The sequence below is a fragment of the Vagococcus sp. WN89Y genome, from assembly GCF_052220145.1.
GTDB lineage: Bacteria > Pseudomonadota > Gammaproteobacteria > Enterobacterales > Enterobacteriaceae > Kosakonia.
In genome coordinates this window covers 15407-34559 of the sequence record NZ_JBQPOM010000031.1, presented here as the reverse complement: position 1 = coordinate 34559, position 19153 = coordinate 15407, and the positions used below count along the sequence as shown (strand labels likewise).

Annotated in this window: 17 protein-coding genes; 10 read left to right on the top strand and 7 right to left on the bottom strand. The window is 54.1% G+C overall.

Features of this window, described 5'->3' with window-relative positions; translation table 11 throughout:
* Nucleotides 1-13: 13 nt before the first annotated feature.
* The 3 genes from fruK to ACTU3N_RS13015 all read right to left on the bottom strand — a co-directional run bounded on the left by fruK (nucleotide 14) and on the right by ACTU3N_RS13015 (nucleotide 2644).
* Nucleotides 14-952: a 1-phosphofructokinase gene (gene fruK, locus ACTU3N_RS13025; RefSeq protein WP_443086559.1), complete on the bottom strand. Its 939-nt coding sequence runs from the start codon at nucleotides 950-952 to the stop codon at nucleotides 14-16.
* The gene (gene fruB, locus ACTU3N_RS13020) at nucleotides 952-2082 is read right to left on the bottom strand and encodes a fused PTS fructose transporter subunit IIA/HPr protein (protein ID WP_443086558.1); all 1131 of its coding nucleotides are present in this window, start codon (nucleotides 2080-2082) and stop codon (nucleotides 952-954) included. Before fruB ends, fruK begins: the two co-directional genes overlap by 1 nt.
* A gap of 307 nt (nucleotides 2083-2389) precedes the next feature.
* Nucleotides 2390-2644: a YkgJ family cysteine cluster protein gene (locus ACTU3N_RS13015; RefSeq protein ID WP_443086557.1), complete on the bottom strand. Its 255-nt coding sequence runs from the start codon at nucleotides 2642-2644 to the stop codon at nucleotides 2390-2392.
* Nucleotides 2645-2806: 162 nt separating this feature from the next.
* On the opposite strand from ACTU3N_RS13015, the gene yeiP reads away from it, so the two are divergent.
* Complete coding sequence (gene yeiP, locus ACTU3N_RS13010; RefSeq protein ID WP_443086556.1) at nucleotides 2807-3379, top strand: elongation factor P-like protein YeiP; 573 nt, start codon at nucleotides 2807-2809, stop codon at nucleotides 3377-3379.
* 47 nt (nucleotides 3380-3426) lie between these two features.
* Here yeiP and uxuA read toward each other — a convergent pair whose 3' ends face one another.
* Nucleotides 3427-4617: a mannonate dehydratase gene (gene uxuA / locus ACTU3N_RS13005; RefSeq protein WP_443086555.1), complete on the bottom strand. Its 1191-nt coding sequence runs from the start codon at nucleotides 4615-4617 to the stop codon at nucleotides 3427-3429.
* A 204-nt stretch (nucleotides 4618-4821) separates the two neighbouring features.
* Between uxuA and ACTU3N_RS13000 the strand changes: the two genes are divergently transcribed.
* The 9 genes from ACTU3N_RS13000 to yejF all read left to right on the top strand — a co-directional run bounded on the left by ACTU3N_RS13000 (nucleotide 4822) and on the right by yejF (nucleotide 16454).
* On the top strand, nucleotides 4822-6288 hold the full coding sequence (locus ACTU3N_RS13000) for a mannitol dehydrogenase family protein (protein ID WP_443086554.1): 1467 nt from the start codon (nucleotides 4822-4824) through the stop codon (nucleotides 6286-6288).
* A 114-nt stretch (nucleotides 6289-6402) separates the two neighbouring features.
* Nucleotides 6403-7380, top strand: a complete 978-nt coding sequence (locus ACTU3N_RS12995) for a CobW family GTP-binding protein (protein WP_443086553.1) — start codon at nucleotides 6403-6405, stop codon at nucleotides 7378-7380.
* Nucleotides 7381-7423: 43 nt separating this feature from the next.
* Nucleotides 7424-8134 (top strand): phosphatase PAP2 family protein, encoded by a 711-nt coding sequence (locus ACTU3N_RS12990; protein ID WP_443086552.1) that lies wholly within the window; start codon nucleotides 7424-7426, stop codon nucleotides 8132-8134.
* 399 nt (nucleotides 8135-8533) lie between these two features.
* The gene (gene mepS, locus ACTU3N_RS12985) at nucleotides 8534-9100 is read left to right on the top strand and encodes a bifunctional murein DD-endopeptidase/murein LD-carboxypeptidase (RefSeq protein ID WP_443086551.1); all 567 of its coding nucleotides are present in this window, start codon (nucleotides 8534-8536) and stop codon (nucleotides 9098-9100) included.
* Nucleotides 9101-9269: 169 nt separating this feature from the next.
* Entirely contained in the window at nucleotides 9270-10826 is a 1557-nt protein-coding gene (locus tag ACTU3N_RS12980) for a cyclic di-GMP phosphodiesterase (RefSeq protein WP_443086550.1), read from the top strand.
* Nucleotides 10827-10919: 93 nt separating this feature from the next.
* The gene (locus ACTU3N_RS12975; protein ID WP_443086549.1) at nucleotides 10920-12728 is read left to right on the top strand and encodes an extracellular solute-binding protein; all 1809 of its coding nucleotides are present in this window, start codon (nucleotides 10920-10922) and stop codon (nucleotides 12726-12728) included.
* 9 nt (nucleotides 12729-12737) lie between these two features.
* Nucleotides 12738-13838 carry a microcin C ABC transporter permease YejB gene (locus tag ACTU3N_RS12970; RefSeq protein WP_443086548.1) on the top strand — a complete coding sequence of 367 codons (1101 nt, stop codon included), beginning with the start codon at nucleotides 12738-12740 and terminating at the stop codon, nucleotides 13836-13838.
* The gene (locus ACTU3N_RS12965; protein WP_443086547.1) at nucleotides 13838-14863 is read left to right on the top strand and encodes an ABC transporter permease; all 1026 of its coding nucleotides are present in this window, start codon (nucleotides 13838-13840) and stop codon (nucleotides 14861-14863) included. The genes ACTU3N_RS12970 and ACTU3N_RS12965 overlap by 1 nt, the downstream gene beginning before the upstream one ends.
* A 1-nt stretch (nucleotide 14864) precedes the next feature.
* Nucleotides 14865-16454 (top strand): microcin C ABC transporter ATP-binding protein YejF, encoded by a 1590-nt coding sequence (gene yejF, locus ACTU3N_RS12960; RefSeq protein WP_443086546.1) that lies wholly within the window; start codon nucleotides 14865-14867, stop codon nucleotides 16452-16454.
* Between the two features lie 3 nt (nucleotides 16455-16457).
* On the opposite strand, the gene ACTU3N_RS12955 is transcribed toward yejF, so the two are convergent.
* The 3 genes from ACTU3N_RS12955 to rsuA form a co-directional block, all read right to left on the bottom strand.
* Nucleotides 16458-16802, bottom strand: coding sequence for a YejG family protein (locus tag ACTU3N_RS12955; protein ID WP_443086545.1), 345 nt, complete (start codon nucleotides 16800-16802; stop codon nucleotides 16458-16460).
* A 333-nt stretch (nucleotides 16803-17135) separates the two neighbouring features.
* Entirely contained in the window at nucleotides 17136-18332 is a 1197-nt protein-coding gene (locus ACTU3N_RS12950) for a Bcr/CflA family multidrug efflux MFS transporter (protein WP_443086544.1), read from the bottom strand.
* Between the two features lie 14 nt (nucleotides 18333-18346).
* Entirely contained in the window at nucleotides 18347-19054 is a 708-nt protein-coding gene (gene rsuA, locus ACTU3N_RS12945; RefSeq protein WP_443086543.1) for a 16S rRNA pseudouridine(516) synthase RsuA, read from the bottom strand.
* Nucleotides 19055-19153: the final 99 nt, after the last annotated feature.

The window sequence follows — 19153 nt, the reverse complement described above, 5'->3', positions numbered from 1 at the left end:
GCCTCTCCTGCTGTTAGTTAAAGGGTTGTAAGTCAACGCGCGCCATCATCGCGGCTAACTGGGTACGATCGGTAATACCGACATTACTTTGGCTCACCGCCAGAGCAGCAACGGCGGTCGCCAGGCGTAACGTATGTTCACTGGATTCACGCATCAGCAGGCCATAAATCAGCCCCCCGACCATCGAATCCCCTGCGCCAACGGTGCTTACCACTTCCATTGACGGCGGTTTGGCGATCCATTCGCCGGACGCATTGACCCACAGCGCGCCTTCTGCGCCCAGCGAAATCACCACATGCGCGATCCCCTGCTCGCGAAGCGCATGAGCCGCTTCAATCACATCTTTCATGTCCGGCAATTTACGCCCGGCCCAGATTTCCAGTTCGCGGCGGTTCGGTTTGACCAGCCACGGTGCAGCTTTCAGCCCGGCGACCAGCGCGTCGCGGCTGCTGTCAAAAATAATGCAGGGGCACTGACTGCGCAGGCGCGTCATCCAGTCGGTGAATGCTTCCGGGCTGACGCCGGACGGCAGGCTGCCGCTGACGCAGACCATATCAAACTGACCGAGCCAGCTCAGTGAGTCAGTAACAAAGCGCTCCCAGTCGGTCGGCGTCACTTCAAAACCGGAAAAGTTAAAGTCGGTAACTTCGCCATCTTTCTCTGTCAGCTTAACGTTAATGCGGGTACGCCCCTGCACGACCTGAAAGCGGTTGGCGATACCCAGCTCGCTGAATAACTGCTGAAAGCCGTCCTGGTTATCCTTGCCTAAAAACCCGCCCACGGTGACATCGATACCTAAGTCTTTCAGCACCTTCGCAACGTTAATGCCTTTGCCCGCCGCATGCAGGCCGGTGGTGCGAACCAGGTTCACTTCACCGCGTTCAATTTCCGGGGTGAATCCCACCAGATCATAGGCAGGATTCAGGGTGATGGTTGCAACGCGTCTGCTCATTATGCGCCCTCCCCCAGACCTGCGGCGATGGCGTCGCCAATCGCTTTCAGCGCCTGTTCAGCATCCGCGCCCTGCGCGGTAAAGCGCAAGCGGTGACCTTTTTTCACGCCCAGCGCAACCACTTTCATCAGGCTGCGGCCATTCGCTGGCTTACCTGTGCCATCAAGGTTCGCAACGGTTATTTCGCTGTTGAACTGCTTGATAGTGTTTACAAGCATGGTGCCCGGACGAGCATGCAAGCCGTGCTCGTTGCGCACCACAAATTCGGCGCTCAGCACATCGTCGGCAATCGCATCATCACTGGTCAGCAGAGCCAGCAGCGTGGAGGCATCAGCCTTCAGCAGATGGTCAGCTTTGTTTGCCAGCAGTAAATCGCTCAGGCGCTTCAGCACCGCAACAGGCTGGTCGTCCACCATGGAGACGCTCACCAGCACAGCGGCCTGCTCGCCATCTACCTCGAACGGCGTGGCCGCGCGGCATACCGCAACGGCGCTGAGCAGGTTGCCTTCAGCGCTGTCATTCAGCCAGATGCCCTGGCCGAGGTTCAGCGGTTTTTCGGTGATAGCGCGCGTCACATAGCGCGTATCCACTGCGCCCGCTTCTTTCAGCCGCGCCGCGTTCAGCGCTTGCAGGGTGGTGATATCGCTGGCGGCGACATCAAGCGTAATGGTTTCGTTATCAAGCTTCAGCGCTGCGCTCTGTTTTTCACCCATCAGCAGGGCGCGTAAATCTTCCGCTGACGTCGCGGATTGCAGCTGTGCTGCAACAGCGTCATCGCTGAGCACGTGGGTCAGCTGACGCAGTAAACCGAGGTGTTCATCAGAGCTGGCGGCAATACCGATGGCAACATATGCAACCTGGCCTTCACCCCATAAAATCCCCTGCGGAAACTGAAACACCTGCACGCCGGTTTTCAGTACCTGATCGCGGGTGTCCGTGGTGCCGTGCGGGATAGCAATACCGTTGCCAAGATAGGTCGATGTTTGCTGCTCACGCGCCAGCATGCCGTCGACGTAGCCGTCAGCAACGTTGCCCGCCTCAACCAGCGCCGCTGCTATCTGGCGGATGGCCTCTTCTTTTGTGCTGGCCTGTTGGCCAGGATGGATGTCCTGAACGGATAACTGGAACATAATCGTCCTCTTTCTCTGATATTGAATCGTTTCAGCTTCGATGTGAAAAATGACGCGCTAACCCGGCGCAAACTCACGGTGGTAACGCTGAAACGTTTCAAGAAGTCTTCACTTTTTTTCGCCAGCGATCAAGAAAAGTCTCAATCGGAATGTTAAAAATTTGATGAATAGCACATTTCGTCACCGCTTAAAGCAAATTTGCTGACGCGTTTTTTCAGGTCAGCAAAATGAGTTCAGCAACGTCAGCATGATTGATGTCAGGCAGGTGCTTGCGCGTTCAGACGCACGGACAAAGTGATGGAGGTAGTTATGGCGCGGTTTGCTGCTCAAGGTGGAGTAAATAGACCATCGCTTCCTGGCGGTTAGCCCCGCACATGGTCGCGCAGGGTTTCAGCCCGGCGCAGACTTTAGGGCGCAGCGGCGAGTGAAATATTTTACAGCGCTGCTGTTCATCAAGTTGGACGCAAGGCGTGTTCGCCGGTTTGCCCTGCGGCATGCCGGGGATCGGGCTACTAATAGACGGAGCGGTGCAACAGGCTCCACAATCCGGGCGACATTCCATCGGGCTTCTCATTGGCTGATAACGCACCGGGCGGTGCGCTAAGTCACGTTAGCATCTTTTACGCTTTGAACGCAAAACTCGCCAATTCCGCTTGCCTGAAAAGGCCCTCGCGAGTACTTTGTCGCGATATTTTCGTTATTTTAAATTGACAGGATCTTTGCAATGCCAAGAGCGAACGAAATCAAAAAAGGTATGGTGCTGAATTACAACGGCAAGCTGCTGATTGTAAAAGATATCGATATTCAGTCACCCAGCGCCCGCGGCGCAGCAACCCTCTACAAAATGCGTTTTGCTGATGTCCGTACCGGGCTGAAAGTGGAAGAGCGTTTTAAAGGCGACGACATCCTCGATACCGTCACCCTGAACCGTCGTTTCGTTGACTTCTCTTATATTGACGGCAACGAATACGTCTTTATGGATAAAGAAGATTACACGCCTTATACCTTCACCAAAGATCAGATAGAAGACGAGCTGCAGTTTATTCCTGAGGGCGGAATGCCGGATATGCAGGTGCTGCTGTGGGACGGTCAGTTGCTGGCGCTGGAGCTGCCGCAAACGGTGGATCTGGAGATTGTGGAAACCGCGCCGGGTATTAAAGGTGCTTCCGCCAGCTCCCGTACCAAACCGGCGACGCTGACCACCGGTCTGGTCGTGCAGGTGCCGGAATACCTGACCAGCGGTGAAAAAATCCGTATCCATATCGAAGAGCGCCGCTATATGGGCCGCGCCGACTGACAAAAAAGGACAGCTTTCGCTGTCCTTTCTCCTTTTAAGCGTCTGCGTTAAAGCAAGTCGCGAAAGAGCGTTTTTTTCAGCGCCAGCTCAACACCGCGTACTTCAGCCATCCCCTTCAGGCGGCCAATCGCCGAGTAGCCAGGGTTCGTTTTCTTGCGCAGATCGTCAAGCATCTGATGACCGTGATCCGGGCGGAACGGAATCGGACGCAGGTCGCCCGCGTTTTTACGCCGCTGTTCTTCTTGCAAAATCGCCGCGATCACCGAGACCATATCCACATCGCCCTGCAGATGCGCCGCCTCGTGGAATGTCTTCGGGTTATCTTCCCGGCAGGTCGAACGCAGGTGGGTAAAGTGAATGCGATCGCCGAAGGTCTCAATCATTTTCACCAGGTCGTTATCCGCACGCACGCCATAAGAACCGGTGCACATGGTGAAACCGTTATGGATGTTGTCCACCGCCTCTTTCAGCCACTGCATATCTTCCAGCGTGGAAACAATGCGCGGCAGACCGAGGATCGGGCGCGGCGGATCGTCCGGGTGAACCGCCAGGCGCACGCCAACCTCTTGCGCAACCGGCACAATGGCGCGCAGGAAGTAAGCCATGTTCTCGCGCAGCTGCGCTTTATCAATGCCGTCATACTCCTTAAGCCTTGCACGGAACTGATCAAGCGTGTAGCCCTCTTCCGCGCCCGGCAGCCCGGCGATAATATTGCGCGTCAGCTTTTCAATGTCCGCAGGCGTCATCGCTGCAAAGTAAGCCTGCGCCTGGCGCTGCTCCTCTTCACTGTAATCAGCCTGTGCGCCTTCCCGCTTAAGGATATGCAGCTCAAATGCGGCGAACGCAATCTGATCAAAGCGCAGCGCTTTGGAGCCGTCCGGCAAGGTGTACTCTAAATCGGTACGCGTCCAGTCGAGGATAGGCATAAAGTTGTAGCACACGGTATCAATACCGCACGCGGCCAGGTTACGGATGCTTTGCTGGTAATTCGCAATCCAGGTCTCGTACTCACCGGTGTGGGTTTTAATGTCTTCATGCACCGGAATACTTTCCACAACCGACCAGCTCAATCCTTTTTCAGCCAGCAATGCCTGCCGTGCCTTAATCTCTTCAACCGGCCATACCTGGCCGTTAGGAATATGGTGTAGCGCTGTAACGACACCTGTTGCGCCTGCCTGACGCACGTCATCAAGAGATACCGGATCGTTCGGTCCATACCAACGCCAGGTTTGTTCCATCGACTTATCCTCTAAAGTTGTTATACCAATACGCTGCGTAACTTGACGACTACCATACATGCTTTCGCCGGACCGTCAACGGAACCCGCCACATTGATTGATCCAGCTCACAGTCTCCGGATATTTACGGCATACCAATTCTTTTTGCTGTCATATAACTTTACACTGCACAGTGTTAATTAATGGTTAAGCAGGTGTATAAAGATGAAAACAATTGCCTCCGTACCGCTCCCCGCCACGGTGTTGCAACCTCAGTATGATCGCAGCCAGCTGCGTTCGCGAATTGTGCATTTCGGCTTCGGCGCGTTTCATCGCGCGCACCAGGCATTACTGACTGACCGCGTGCTGAATGCCCGGGGCGGCGACTGGGGCATCTGTGAAATCAGCCTGTTCAGCGGTGATGTGTTAATGACGCAGCTGCGTGCGCAGGATCATTTGTATACGGTGCTGGAGAAAGGTGCGCAAGGGAATCAGCCGATAGTTATAGGCGCGGTGCATGAGTGTCTGAACGCTAAGCTTGATTCATTAGCGGCCATTATTGAGAAGTTCTGCGAACCGCAGGTGGCGATTGTTTCTCTGACCATCACCGAGAAAGGCTATTGCATCGATCCTGCCAGCGGCAAACTGGATCTGCACCAGCCACGCATTGCCCATGACTTACAGCACCCTGAGGAGCCTCATTCGGCGCCGGGCATTTTAGTGGAAGCGCTGCACCGCCGGCGTGAACGGGGGCTGCCGCCATTTACCGTGCTCTCTTGCGACAATATCCCGGATAACGGCCAGGTGGTGAAAAATGCGGTGCTCGGCATGGCGCACACTCGCTCACCTGAACTGGCCGCGTGGATAGATAAGCAGGTCAGCTTTCCGGCCACGATGGTCGACAGGATTGTTCCGGCGGCAACCGATGCGTCGCTGGCCGAAATTGCTGAAGCCCTCACCGTAGAAGACCCTTGTGCCATCAGCTGTGAACCGTTTATTCAATGGGTGATTGAAGACCATTTCGTGGCGGGTCGCCCGGAGTGGGAAGTTGCGGGTGTGCAGATGGTGCAGGATGTGCGGCCCTGGGAGCAGATGAAACTGCGAATGCTTAACGGCAGCCACTCCTTCCTTGCGTACCTCGGTTATCTTGCCGGTTTTGCGCATATCAGCGACTGTATGCAGGATAGCGTTTTCCATAAAGCTGCCCGCCGCCTGATGCTGGATGAACAAGCGCCGACGCTAAACATTCAGGGCGTGGATCTGAACGCGTATGCTGACCGTCTTCTTGAGCGCTTCAGCAACCCGGCGCTTCAACATCGCACCTGGCAAATAGCCATGGACGGCAGTCAGAAGCTGCCGCAGCGTATGCTCGAAGGCGTTCGCAGGCATTTGGAGCAGGAAAGCCGCTGGCCGCTGCTGGCGCTCGGTATTGCAGGCTGGATGCGTTACGTCAGCGGCGTGGACGATGCCGGTCAGCCCATTGATGTGCGCGACCCGCTGGTCGATAAAATTCGCGCCATCGTCGATACCAGCGACGAGGCTGAACGCGTCAGCGCGTTACTGACGCTACAGGAAGTTTTCGGTGCGGATTTGCCGCACAACCCGGCGTTTGTTAATGCCCTTTGCCAGGCCTGGCGGTCAATTGCCACGCTCGGTGCGCATGGCGCAGTAAAAGCCGCGCTGGATAATTAACATTTTCTGCGTTTAAGCGGGCGGTTAGGTTTTTACCCCGCCCGTCCCCTTCTCTTTTTTCCTTTTTTTAGCCAGGATTCAGGTCACGCTTTCTTGATGATTTCTGGAGTCCCTGTGACCAAAACTAACCTGATAACCGGCTTTCTCGGTAGCGGCAAAACCACCTCGATTCTGCATTTGCTGGCGCATAAAGACCCGCAGGAAAAATGGGCGGTGCTGGTGAATGAATTTGGTGAAGTCGGGATTGATGGCGCTCTGCTGGCAGATAGCGGAGCCTTGCTCAAAGAGATCCCCGGCGGTTGCATGTGCTGCGTCAATGGATTACCGATGCAGGTCGGGCTGAACACGCTGCTGCGCCAGGGCAAACCTGACCGCCTGCTTATCGAACCCACCGGTCTGGGCCATCCGAAACAGATCCTGGATATGCTCACTGCTGCGGTATACGAACCCTGGATTGATCTGCGCGCAACGCTCTGCCTGCTGGATGCGCGCCAGTTTCTTGATGAGAAGGTGGCGAATAATGAGAACTTTCGCGACCAGTTAGCCGCTGCGGATATTATTATTACTAATAAGCAGGATCGTGCGACAACGCAAAGCCAGCAAGCGCTTAAGGCATGGTGGGCAGAGTTCGGCGGCGATCGCCTACAGGTTAGCGCAACACAAGGCGCTATCGACGGGGCATTACTCGATTTACCGCGCCGTAATCTGCGCGAACTCCCCGCCAGCGCAGCCCATGACCATAGCCATGCGGCGAGCAAAGGCCTGGCAGCGTTAAGCTTGCCGGCTCATCAACGCTGGCGACGAAACCTGAACAGTGGTCAGGGGCATCATGCCTGCGGCTGGATTTTTGATGCCGATACGGTCTTTGACACGGTTGGCATACTCGAATGGGCGCGCCTTGCGCCGGTAGAGCGCGTCAAAGGGGTAATGCGTATCCCGGAAGGCCTGGTGCGCATCAACCGCCAGGGTCAGGACTTGCACATTGAAACGCAAAACGTCGCACCGCCCGATAGCCGTATTGAGTTGATAACGGCTCTGGAAGCCGACTGGAATGCACTTCAGTCCAGTTTGTTGAAGCTTCGTTTAGGATGATGGCACTACCGTTGCGCCCGTGTTGAATAAAATTGACCTGAAGATGAAAAGAAAATTACCGCTTATTTTATTGTCAAACGTCGCCGGACTGGCGCTGTTTTTCTCATGGTATCTTCCGGCAAACCACGGTTTCTGGTTTGCGCTGGATTCAGACATTTTTCATTTCTTCAATCGGGGGCTGGTTGAAAACCAGGCGTACCTGTGGCTGGTGGCGCTGACCAATAATCGCGCCTTTGATGCGTTTTCGCTGGTGGCGATGGGCTGTTTAATGCTGACATTCTGGCTTCCGGCTGACCAAAAGTGTCGCCGCCATGTCGTGATTATCGGCCTGACAATGCTGCTGATGGCGGTGATTATTAACCAACTCGCGCAGGCAATTATTCCGGTTAAACGAATAAGCCCTACGCTGTTTTTTACCGATATTTACCGGGTCAGCGATCTGATCAATTTGCCGACAAAAGACGCCTCAAAAGACAGTTTTCCGGGAGATCATGGCATGATGCTGTTGATTTTTTCTGCCGTCATGTGGCGCTATTTTGGTAAAAAAGCCTTTGCCGTCGCCCTTATTATATTTGTGGTCTTTGCATTCCCCAGAGTGATGATTGGCGCGCACTGGTTCAGCGATATCGCCGTAGGTTCGTTATCCGTGGCATTAATCGCGCTTCCCTGGTTTCTGCTGACACCGCTTAGCGATAAAATAATTCAGGTGTTCGATCGTTTCCTGCCGCAAATAACCACCGCAAAACAAAATTAACATTAAGTATCAGGGATTGTTTTCATTCCCTGATACAAATTTTCTTTCTTTACTAAAACTTTTCATTCCATTGTCATAATCATCTGGCGTGGAAAGAATAAGTTGCACACTTCTTAAGCAAAAATCCTTTTTTTTAACCATTTCTCGTTTTTTACTTTCTGTATCATTTTTTCTTATAAAAAATTGAAGGAAAGCGCTCGCAATGCCGATAGTCTTAGGGTAACCTCGGTTCGTTTTGTCGCAAAGAGTGCTTTTATTCTCGGTGTGCGTAATTTTGTGCGTTCTTCCACAATTTTGCCCAAGAGCATTTGTCTCGATACATATAGATAATTAATCTCGCTGCGTTGGCATTTTTATAACGATATTTATCGTTAAGGACTTCAAGGGAAAATAAGCAAAATGGTCAAATCTCAGCCGATTTTGAGATATTTCGTGCGGGCGATTCCCGCGTTAGCAGTTGCGGTTCTGCTTTCTGCATGTTCATCGACGAATACCGCAAAGAATATGCATTCTGAGACGCTTGGTGTGCCCGAAGAGACCTCTTCACTGCAAGCTTCTCAGGATGAATTTGAAAATCTGGTACGTAATGTTGACGTAAAATCGCGCATTATGGACCAGTATGCCAGCTGGAAAGGTGTACGTTACCGTCTCGGTGGCAATACCAAAAAAGGCATCGATTGTTCCGGCTTTGTGCAGCGCACATTCCGTGAACAGTTTGGTTTAGAGCTTCCGCGCTCAACCTACGAGCAGCAAGCTACCGGCAAATCGATTGCCCGTACGGGTCTGCGCACCGGCGATCTGGTGCTGTTTAAAGCGGGCTCTACTGGCCGACATGTTGGCATTTATATTGGCAACAATCAGTTTGTACATGCTTCCACCAGCAATGGCGTGATGATTTCCGATATGGACGAGCCGTACTGGAAGAAGCGTTACAACGAAGCGCGTCGGGTCCTGACGCGTAGTTAATCCTGTCACGCCGGATTTTCCCCTTGACCGGCGTTCAGACGAAAACACTGCTCTGGCAGTGTTTTTTTATGCCTGCTTATATGCCAGATAAGACTTTTCAGACTATAGTCCAGAAAACCACTCCGGCAACCACGCTCAGCACTGAACACGTTTAACTGGGTCAAACATTATGTTCACCCGTTATTTTTCCCTGAATCGAAAAATATTATTGATTAGCATTACCGTCGGCGTGCTTTCCGCGCTTGCGATAGGCTGCGTGCAGTTTTGGCTGGAGCAACAAAAGCGCGAAGCCAAATATGACGCTCTGCTTGGCGGTATTCAGACACTCTTTACGGGGTATCTGAATGATATCCGCACGACAGCAGACTCATTACAACCGCTCACGCTTAACCCTTGCGAGGCTGTCGTTAGCGAGCTGACCTCCCGTGCAGCATTTTCCGTCAACGTTCGCGCCTTTTTACTTATCCGTGATAAGAATGCATTTTGCTCATCAGCAACCGGCGTCATGAACGAACCGATGAAAACGCTGGTACCGGAAATTGATATCAACAAAACATTTGATATGGCGATTTTGACCGGCACAACGATGTTACCGGATAAGCCCGCCCTTGCGCTCTGGTTTCGCAGCCCGCTGCTTGAACACCGTGGCGTCTTTGCCGTGCTGAATATCAGCCTGACGCCTTATATGCTTTACACCTCTCAGCAACCCGATCTTATCGGAATAGCCATGGGCATCGGCGATCGGGCGATATCTACCTTCTCCAGCGACATTATTCAGCTCAGTAACCTGCCACAGCGTCCGTTCAACACTACCGTGATTGAAGGGACACCCTTCACCCTCTATCTCTACGCAGAAAAATGGCAATCGGAGGATATACAGTTTGCCATACTGCTGGGTGCCACCGCCGGGATGCTGGCAGGCCTGCTGACTGCCTATATTCTCTATACGCACCTGCGTCCGGGGCGGGAAATTCTCACGGCTATCAAACGCGAGCAGTTTTATGTCGTCTATCAGCCCGTGGTTGATGGAAAAACATTTAAAGTCAGCGGTGTCGAGGTGCTGATGCGCTGGCGACATCCTGTGGCCGGGGAGATCCCGCCGGATGCGTTTATTCATTTTGCCGAAGCCCAGCAACTGATTATTCCGCTTACGCTGCATCTGTTCAGACTCATCTCCCGCGATGCGCCGGTTCTGCAAACCCTGATCCCGAAAGGCGCCAAAGTGGGTATTAATATCGCGCCTGGTCATCTGCACTCGCCAAGCTTTATGGATGATATCCGCTCATTCGCACAGACGTTACCCACCAACAGCTTCAGCATTGTGCTGGAAATCACCGAGCGCGATATGCTGCGCTACACCGAAGTGACAAAAGTTTTCGACTGGCTGCGCGAGGAAGGATACGAAATTGCTATTGATGATTTCGGTACCGGGCATAGCGCGCTTATCTACCTGGAACGTTTTACCCTTGATTATCTGAAAATCGACCGTGGTTTTGTGACCGCTATTGGCACGGAAACCATCACGTCACCCGTGCTGGACGCAGTATTGACGCTGGCGAAACGCCTGAATATGAAGACCGTCGCCGAGGGTGTCGAGACCCGCGAGCAGGCCCGTTGGCTACGCGAACATGGCGTACACTACATGCAGGGCTATTATTTCAGCCGCCCGCTGACCCTCGAACAGTTCGTCAAATGGCAGCCACCCACTTTTGATGAACTGCTATAGGCGCGAATTATTTCACATCCGCCCTGACCTCCCTTATTATTCAAAACTATAAGGTTAGCGCGTCAGTCGCGCTGCGGATCAAAGGAACACGCGATGACGTTCGTGCGCTTTTCAGTCGTACTGTTGGCTTTGGTCAGCCTGGTGTGTCAGGCTCAGACCATAAAAGAGAGCTATTCATTTGCCGTGATTGGCGAGCCGAAATATGCCAGCCAGTTTACCCATTTCGACTATGTAAACCCTGCCGCGCCCAAAGGGGGCAATATCACCCTGTCGACTATCGGCACGTATGATAATCTCAACATCTATGCGTTACGTGGAAACCCGGCAGCGCGTACCGATACACTTTACGATACCCTTTTCACCACCTCGGACGATGAACCCGGCAGCTACTACCCGTTGATCGCCGAGATGGCGCGGTACACCGATGATTTTTCGTGGATGGAGGTGAGTATCAATCCACGCGCGGTGTTTCACGATGGCACACCCGTTCGCGCCAGCGACGTCGCCTTTACCTTTCATAAATTTATGACCGAAGGCGTGCCGCAATTTCGCATCGCCTACAAGGGCGCCACCGTCAAAGCTATCGCGCCGCTAACGGTACGTATTGAGCTTGCCACCCCAAGCAAAGAAGATATGCTCAGCCTGCTGACGCTGCCTGTCATGCCGGAAAAATTCTGGAAAGATCATAAACTCAGCGATCCGCTAAGCCGACCGCCGCTGGCTGGCGGGCCTTATCGCATCAGTAGCTGGCGGATGGGGCAATATATCGCCTATACGCGGGTGCAGGATTACTGGGCGGCTGATCTGCCGGTCAACCGGGGCCGCTGGAATTTTGACAATATCCGCTATGACTACTATCTCGATGATAATGTTGCCTTCGAAGCCTTCAAAGCGGGAGCCTTTGATATGCGCACCGAAGTGGTGGCAAAAAACTGGGCCACGCGTTATGTCGGTAACAACTTTAGCCGCGGTTATATCGTCAAGGATGAGCAGCCCAATACGTCTGCGCAGGATACCCGCTGGCTGGCGTTTAATATTCAGCGTCCGGTGTTTAGCGATCGCCGCGTGCGCGAAGCCGTGTCGCTGGCGTTTGATTTCGAATGGATGAACAAGGCGCTGTTTTACGGCGCTTATCGCCGGGTCAATAGCTATTTCCAGAATACGGAATATGCGGCGCGCAACTACCCGGATGCCGACGAGCTGACGCTGCTGGCGCCGTTTAAAGCGCAGGTGCCGCCGGAAGTCTTCACCACGATTTATAGCCCTGCGTTATCAAAGGGCGACGGCTATGACAGAGCTAATCTGCTGAAAGCTGACGCGCTGCTGACACAGGCAGGCTGGGTGCTAAAAAACCAACGACGGGTGAATGCGAAGACCGGTCAGCCCTTTGTCTTTGAACTGTTGCTGCCTTCCGGGGGCAATATCCAGTGGGTGCTGCCGTTTCAGCACAATCTCGCGCGCCTGGGCATCACTATGGAGATTCGTCAGGTAGATATTTCACAAGCCACCAACCGTATGCGCAGCCGCGATTACGATATGATGCCGCGCCTGTGGCGGGCGCAGCCGTGGCCGAGCGGCGATTTGAAAATTGCCTGGAGCTCGGCGTATATCGACTCCACCTATAACGCGCCTGGCGTACAAGACCCGGCGGTCGATAACCTGATAGAGCAAATTAACCGCTGGCAGGGCAATAAAGCAAAGCTGCTACCGCTGGGGCGGGCGCTGGATCGCGTGCTCACGTGGAATTTCTACATGTTACCGATGTGGTATACCTCCGCAGACCGCATCGCGTACTGGGATAAGTTCTCCATGCCTGCCGTGCGCCCTGTGTACTCGCTTGGTTTTGAGAACTGGTGGTATGACGTCAACAAAGCGGCAAAACTGCCCGCCGCCAGGCGCTAAGGAGAAGGGATGGGCGCATACCTTATTCGACGATTTTTACTGATAATACCCACCCTTTGGGCAATTATTACTATCAACTTTTTTATCGTGCAAATTGCCCCTGGCGGCCCGGTAGATCAAGCGATTGCCGCGATTGAGTTTGGTAAGCAAGGTGCTATCCCCGGCAGCAGCAGCGAAGGCATGGGAGCCACCCATGCGCGAACCGGGGTGGGCGATGCGCTCAGTAATAACAGCCACTATCGCGGCGGGCGCGGTCTCGATCCGCAGGTGATTGAGGAAATAAAACAGCGCTACGGCTTTGATAAGCCTCTGCACGAGCGCTATTTCACGATGCTGTGGAACTATTTACGCTTTGACTTTGGCGACAGCCTGTTTCGCAGCGCCTCGGTGTTGCAGCTCATCAAAGAGAGTATGCCGGTGTCGATAACGCTCGGGCTGTGGGGAACGCTGATAATCTATATGGTCTCCATCCCTCTGGGCATCCGTAAAGCGGTCTATAACGGCAGCCGTTTTGATATCTGGAGCAGCGCACTCATCATTACCGGTTATGCGATACCGGCTTTTTTATTCGCCATCCTGTTGATTGTCTTTTTCGCAGGCGGCAGCTATTACGATCTGTTTCCGCTACGGGGGCTGGTTTCCACGCATTTCGACACCCTGCCCTGGTACCAGAAAGTGCTCGATTACCTGTGGCACATCACGCTGCCGGTGCTGGCGACGGTGATCGGCGGGTTTGCCGCGCTGACGATGCTGACAAAAAACTCGTTTATGGATGAAATTCGCAAGCAGTATGTGGTAACCGCCCGCGCCAAAGGTGTCAGCGAGCGAAATATTATGCGCAAGCATGTGTTTCGTAATGCCATGCTGCTGGTGATTGCCGGCTTCCCCGCCACGTTTATCAGTATGTTTTTTACCGGCTCGCTGCTGATTGAAGTGATTTTTTCCCTTAATGGCCTCGGTCTTCTGGGGTATGAAGCGACCGTCTCGCGGGACTATCCGGTGATGTTTGGCACGCTCTATATTTTCACGCTGATTGGCCTGCTGCTGAATATCCTCAGCGATATCAGCTATACGCTGGTTGACCCGCGTATCGATTTTGAGGGGCGCTGATGTTTCAATTGAGCTACGTTAACCAGGCGCGCTGGGCGCGTTTTCGCCACAACCGCCGTGGCTACTGGTCGCTATGGATTTTTTTAGTGATTTTTGTGCTGAGTCTTTGCGCTGAGCTGGTGGCCAACGATAAACCCCTGCTGGTGCGCTATCAGGATAGCTGGTATTTCCCGCTGGTAAAAAATTACAGTGAGAGCGATTTTGGCGGGCCGCTTGCCACCGCCGCAGATTATCAGGATCCGTGGCTGCAAAAACAGCTGGAGGAGCATGGCTGGGCGCTGTGGGCGCCGGTGCGTTTTGGCGCGCTCAGCATTAACTATGCCTCTGACCTCCCCTTCCCCTCCCCGCCGTCAGCGCAAAACTGGCTCGGCACCGATGCCAACGGCGGCGATGTGCTGGCGCGCATTCTCTACGGCACCCGGATTTCGCTGCTGTTCGGGCTGATGCTGACCTTCTGCTCCAGCGTGATTGGCATACTGGCAGGCGCAATCCAGGGCTACTACGGCGGGAAAATTGACCTCTGGGGGCAACGGGTGATTGAAGTCTGGTCAGGTATGCCAACGCTGTTTTTGATTATTCTGCTCTCAAGCGTAGTGCAGCCTGGGTTCTGGTGGCTGCTGGCGATCACCGTGCTGTTCGGCTGGATGGCGCTGGTGAGCGTGGTGCGCGCGGAGTTTCTGCGCACGCGCAATTTCGATTATATTCGTGCCGCGCAGGCGCTGGGCGTAAGCGATCGTCATATTATCCTGCGCCATATGCTGCCCAACGCGATGGTTGCCACCCTGACGCTGCTGCCGTTTATTCTTTGCAGCTCCGTCGCCACCCTGACCTCGCTGGATTTTCTCGGTTTTGGCCTACCGCTCGGTTCGCCATCGCTCGGTGAATTGCTATTGCAGGGCAAAAACAATTTGCAGGCGCCGTGGCTTGGCATCGCCGCCTTTATCTCTACGGCGTTGTTGCTATCGCTGCTGATTTTTATCGGTGAAGCGGTGCGCGACGCGTTTGACCCTAATAAGGCGGTGTAATATGCACGCTCCCCTGCTCAGTATTGAGTCATTAAGCATCGCCTTTCGTCACCAGCAGCAGCTGCGCACGGTGGTCAGCGATCTCTCTCTGCACATTGATGCCGGAGAAACGCTGGCGCTGGTGGGCGAATCAGGTTCCGGCAAAAGCGTCAGCGCGCTGTCCGTGCTGCGTTTGCTGCCCTCGCCACCGGTAGAGTACACCGGCGGCGACATTTTGTTTCACGGCGAGTCACTGCTTCATGCCAGCGAAAGAACGCTACGCGGCATCCGCGGCAATAAAATCGCCATGATTTTTCAGGAGCCGATGGTTTCGCTCAACCCTTTGCATACGCTGGAAAAGCAGCTCTATGAAGTGCTCTCTTTGCACCGTGGTATGCGTCGGGAAGCGGCCAGGGGGGAAATCCTCGACTGCCTGGAGCGGGTGGGAATTCGCAACGCACGCCAGCGGCTGGGGGATTTTCCTCATCAACTGTCCGGCGGCGAGCGCCAGCGTGTGATGATCGCCATGGCGCTGCTGACGCGCCCGGAACTGTTGATTGCTGACGAACCCACGACCGCGCTGGATGTCAGCGTGCAGGCGCAAATCCTCGCGCTGTTGCGTGAGCTGCGCGACGAGCTGAACATGGGGCTGCTGTTTATCACGCATGACCTGAGTATCGTGCGCAAACTGGCGGACAGGGTCGCGGTGATGCAAAACGGTATGTGTGTGGAGCAAAACAGCGCGCAGGCGTTGTTCAGTGCCCCTGCGCATCCCTACACACAAAAACTACTGAACAGTGAGCCGTCCGGCGATCCGGTAGCGCTGGAACCCAATGCTCAACCGCTGCTGCATGTTGAAAACCTTGCGGTGAGCTTCCCGGTACGCAAAGGCATTTTTAGACGGGTTGTCGGTCATAACCCGGTGGTCAAAGGGCTGAGCTTTTCCCTGCGCCCTGGCGAAACGCTGGGGCTGGTGGGCGAGTCAGGTTCGGGGAAAAGCACTACCGGGCTGGCGCTGCTGCGGCTGGTTGCCTCGCACGGCACTATTCTTTTCGATGGCAAACCGCTGCATCAATGGGATCGCAAGCAGATGCTGCCGGTGCGGCATCGGATGCAGGTGGTATTTCAGGATCCGAATTCAGCGCTGAACCCACGGCTGAATGTGCTGCAAATCATCGAAGAAGGTCTGCGGGTACATCATCCTCAGCTAACGCGGGCGGCGCGCGAGCAACGAGTCATAGAGGTTATGCAGGAGGTCGGACTTGACCCCGAGACGCGTCGGCGTTTTCCCGGCGAGTTTTCCGGCGGTCAGCGCCAGCGCATAGCGATTGCCCGCGCGTTGATCCTCAAACCTGAGCTTATCATTCTGGACGAACCGACCTCGTCGCTGGACAGAACCGTGCAGGCGCAAATCCTTGCGCTGCTGAAATCATTACAGGAAACGCACCGGCTGGCCTATATCTTTATCAGCCACGATTTGCATGTGGTGCGTGCGCTCTGCCATCAGGTGATTGTGCTAAAACAAGGCGAGGTCGTGGAACAGGGCGAGTGCTGGCGTGTGTTTAACGAGCCAGGGCAAGCATATACGCGCCAGCTTTTGTCGCTAAGCTGATGCTCAGAAAGGGTTCTGCCTGGAGAAGGGTTCCGCAATCGCCACGCCGAAATTCTTCAGGCGGCAGGTTGCGGCAAACTCATCGCGGGAGTTAACGAACAGGCAGGGTTCCCCTTCGCACTCCAGCACCGAGCAAGGCAGTTCAATATCGCTCAGCGCCTGGCTAAGCTTATGCATTACGGGCCACGCTTTATCGCCATCCGGGCTGAGCAATTTTAGCGCAACAAGGCCATCTTCTGCGGGCTGGCCATTTTGCGGAATCGGTTCAACTTTCGCACCCGCAAAACCATCCAGCCAGCGATAGCACTGTGGTAGTCGGTGGACAATTGATAGCTGTAATGTTTTCACGTTCTATACCCCGGAAGTACTATTACTTCACAATTTTTTTACATATATCTTAACACACCATTGACAATCCTTCCTGTCATCTGTGCAAAAAAGGTTAAAACCTGCACAGGGCGCGGGCTTGCTGCTCATTTATTAACAAATTATGGCGAGCCAACAGGCCAGTATTTGCGCTATATGTACCCGTTTCTGCGATCTAACTCAACCTTTTTCACTACAATGATGTGACTATTTACACTATTTGATTTTACATATAATAAACAAACATGCCTGAAGGTATGCTTGTTTCGGTTGACATGTATCAAAAAAAGGAGCCGTTTCGCTCCCTTTTGACCATTATGATGCGGATTTTTTACTGCGGCTGGCGTAGAGATAGAAAAGCACGGAGCAGGTTGCGCAAAAGGTAATAGACCAGATCATCGGCCAGGCGGTAGTAAAGGTCGCCATCGACAGCAGCGCCCCAACAATAGCGCCAATACCAAAGCGGAAGGTGCCCGCCAGCGATGAAGCCGTACCCGCCATGTGGGGAAATTCATCAAGGATAACCGCCATAGCATTGGATGCCACCAGCGTGACACAACCAACAAACGCCGCCACGCCCACAACCAGTGCCCAGAATCCGACATCCAGCAGCGCGGTGACCACCATCCACAGCGCCATAGCAAACTGTATCCACAGCCCGCTACGAAACATGTTCAGCGCCCCGACGCGGCGCACAAAACGCCCGTTGATAATGGTCAACACGAACAGAAAGACAATATTGAGCGCAAAGTAATAGCCAAAGTCCTGCGGCGCAACATGGTTTATTTCTATGTAAACAAATGGCCCGGCACTGAGGAAAGAGAACATGCCGGCAAAACTGAAACCGCTGGCCAGCATATAGCTGAGCACGCGTTTATGGCGAAACAGCGAGGCAAAATTGCCGATAGTGGTGCGAAAATGGAACCGCTGCCGCTTTTCCACCGGCAGCGTTTCACGGATAAACAGGGCAATCATCACCGAGGCCAGCAGCGCCGCAATCGCCAGAATCCAGAAAATCGCGTGCCAGTTGAACCATATCAGCACCGCGCCGCCCACCATCGGTGCCAGCAATGGCGCAATAGTAGTGACCAGCATGACAAACGACATCATCCGGGAGAACTCTTCACGCGGATAGATATCGCGCATCAATGCGTTGATTACCACGCTAGCCGCAGCGGCTGCCAGTCCATGGGAAAAACGCATAACGATCAGCTGTTCGATACTTTGCGCCAGCGCACAAGCCACCGCCGCCACGGCAAAAATCAGCGTCCCGCCGAGGATAACCGGCTTGCGGCCAATGCTGTCCGCCATCGGGCCATACAGTAACTGCCCTACCGCAAACCCCAGAATATAGGTACTGAGCGTCATCTGCGCGCTACCCGCCGGTACGCCAAACTCCGCGGCGATAACCGGCAGCGCGGGCAGATACATATCAATAGAAAGCGGCATCAACATGGCCAACAGGCCAAGGATAAAAACAATACGGTATGACGAGTGCGGCCTGCTGGTCACATTAACTCCTGAAATTAGCGTAAGGGCATGCCAACACTGGCAATTTCTTCTTCTGTCAGCGGCCGGTATTCACCCGGTGCCAGCGCGTCGTCCAGCGTAATAGCGCCGATTCGTTCCCGGTGCAGCGCCACGACGTGATTGCCAACGGCGGCAAACATACGTTTGACCTGATGGTAACGCCCTTCGCTGATAGTCAGGCGCACCTGCAACGGCGAAAGCACCTCCAGCACAGCCGGTTTGGTCAACTCTTTTTCATTATGCAACTGAACGCCGTGGGCAAACTGCGCCGCCGTGTCGTCACTGACCGGGGATTCAAGCGTTACCAGATATGTTTTTTCGCAATGATGGCGCGGCGAGGTAATGCGGTGCGACCATTGACCATCGTCAGTCATCAGCACCAGCCCTGTGGTGTCGATATCCAGACGCCCCGCGGCATGGAGCTTGTGTGCAACGGGTTCATCGAGGAAATAAAGGATAGTCGGGTGATCCGGATCGTCCGTCGAGCAGACATAGCCCTGCGGTTTATGCAGCATAAAATAGCGTGGCCCGTTCTGCTGCGCCAGCGGGTTCCCGTCGTATTCAACCTCATGGTCAGGTTGTAGCTTAAAGGCAGTGTCTTTGATGATGTCGCCATCAACCGTCACCCGGCTGGCGCGGATCTCACGCCCGGCAATAGCGCGGCTAACGCCGAGCTGCTGGGCGATAAATTTATCAAGTCGCATGAAATTCTTTAGCCTGTATCGTGCTGAATGTGGGCTTTGGGCCCGAAAGAAGAAAGTAGTATACGGACAGTATAACGACCATCATAAACCGCTAAAAGG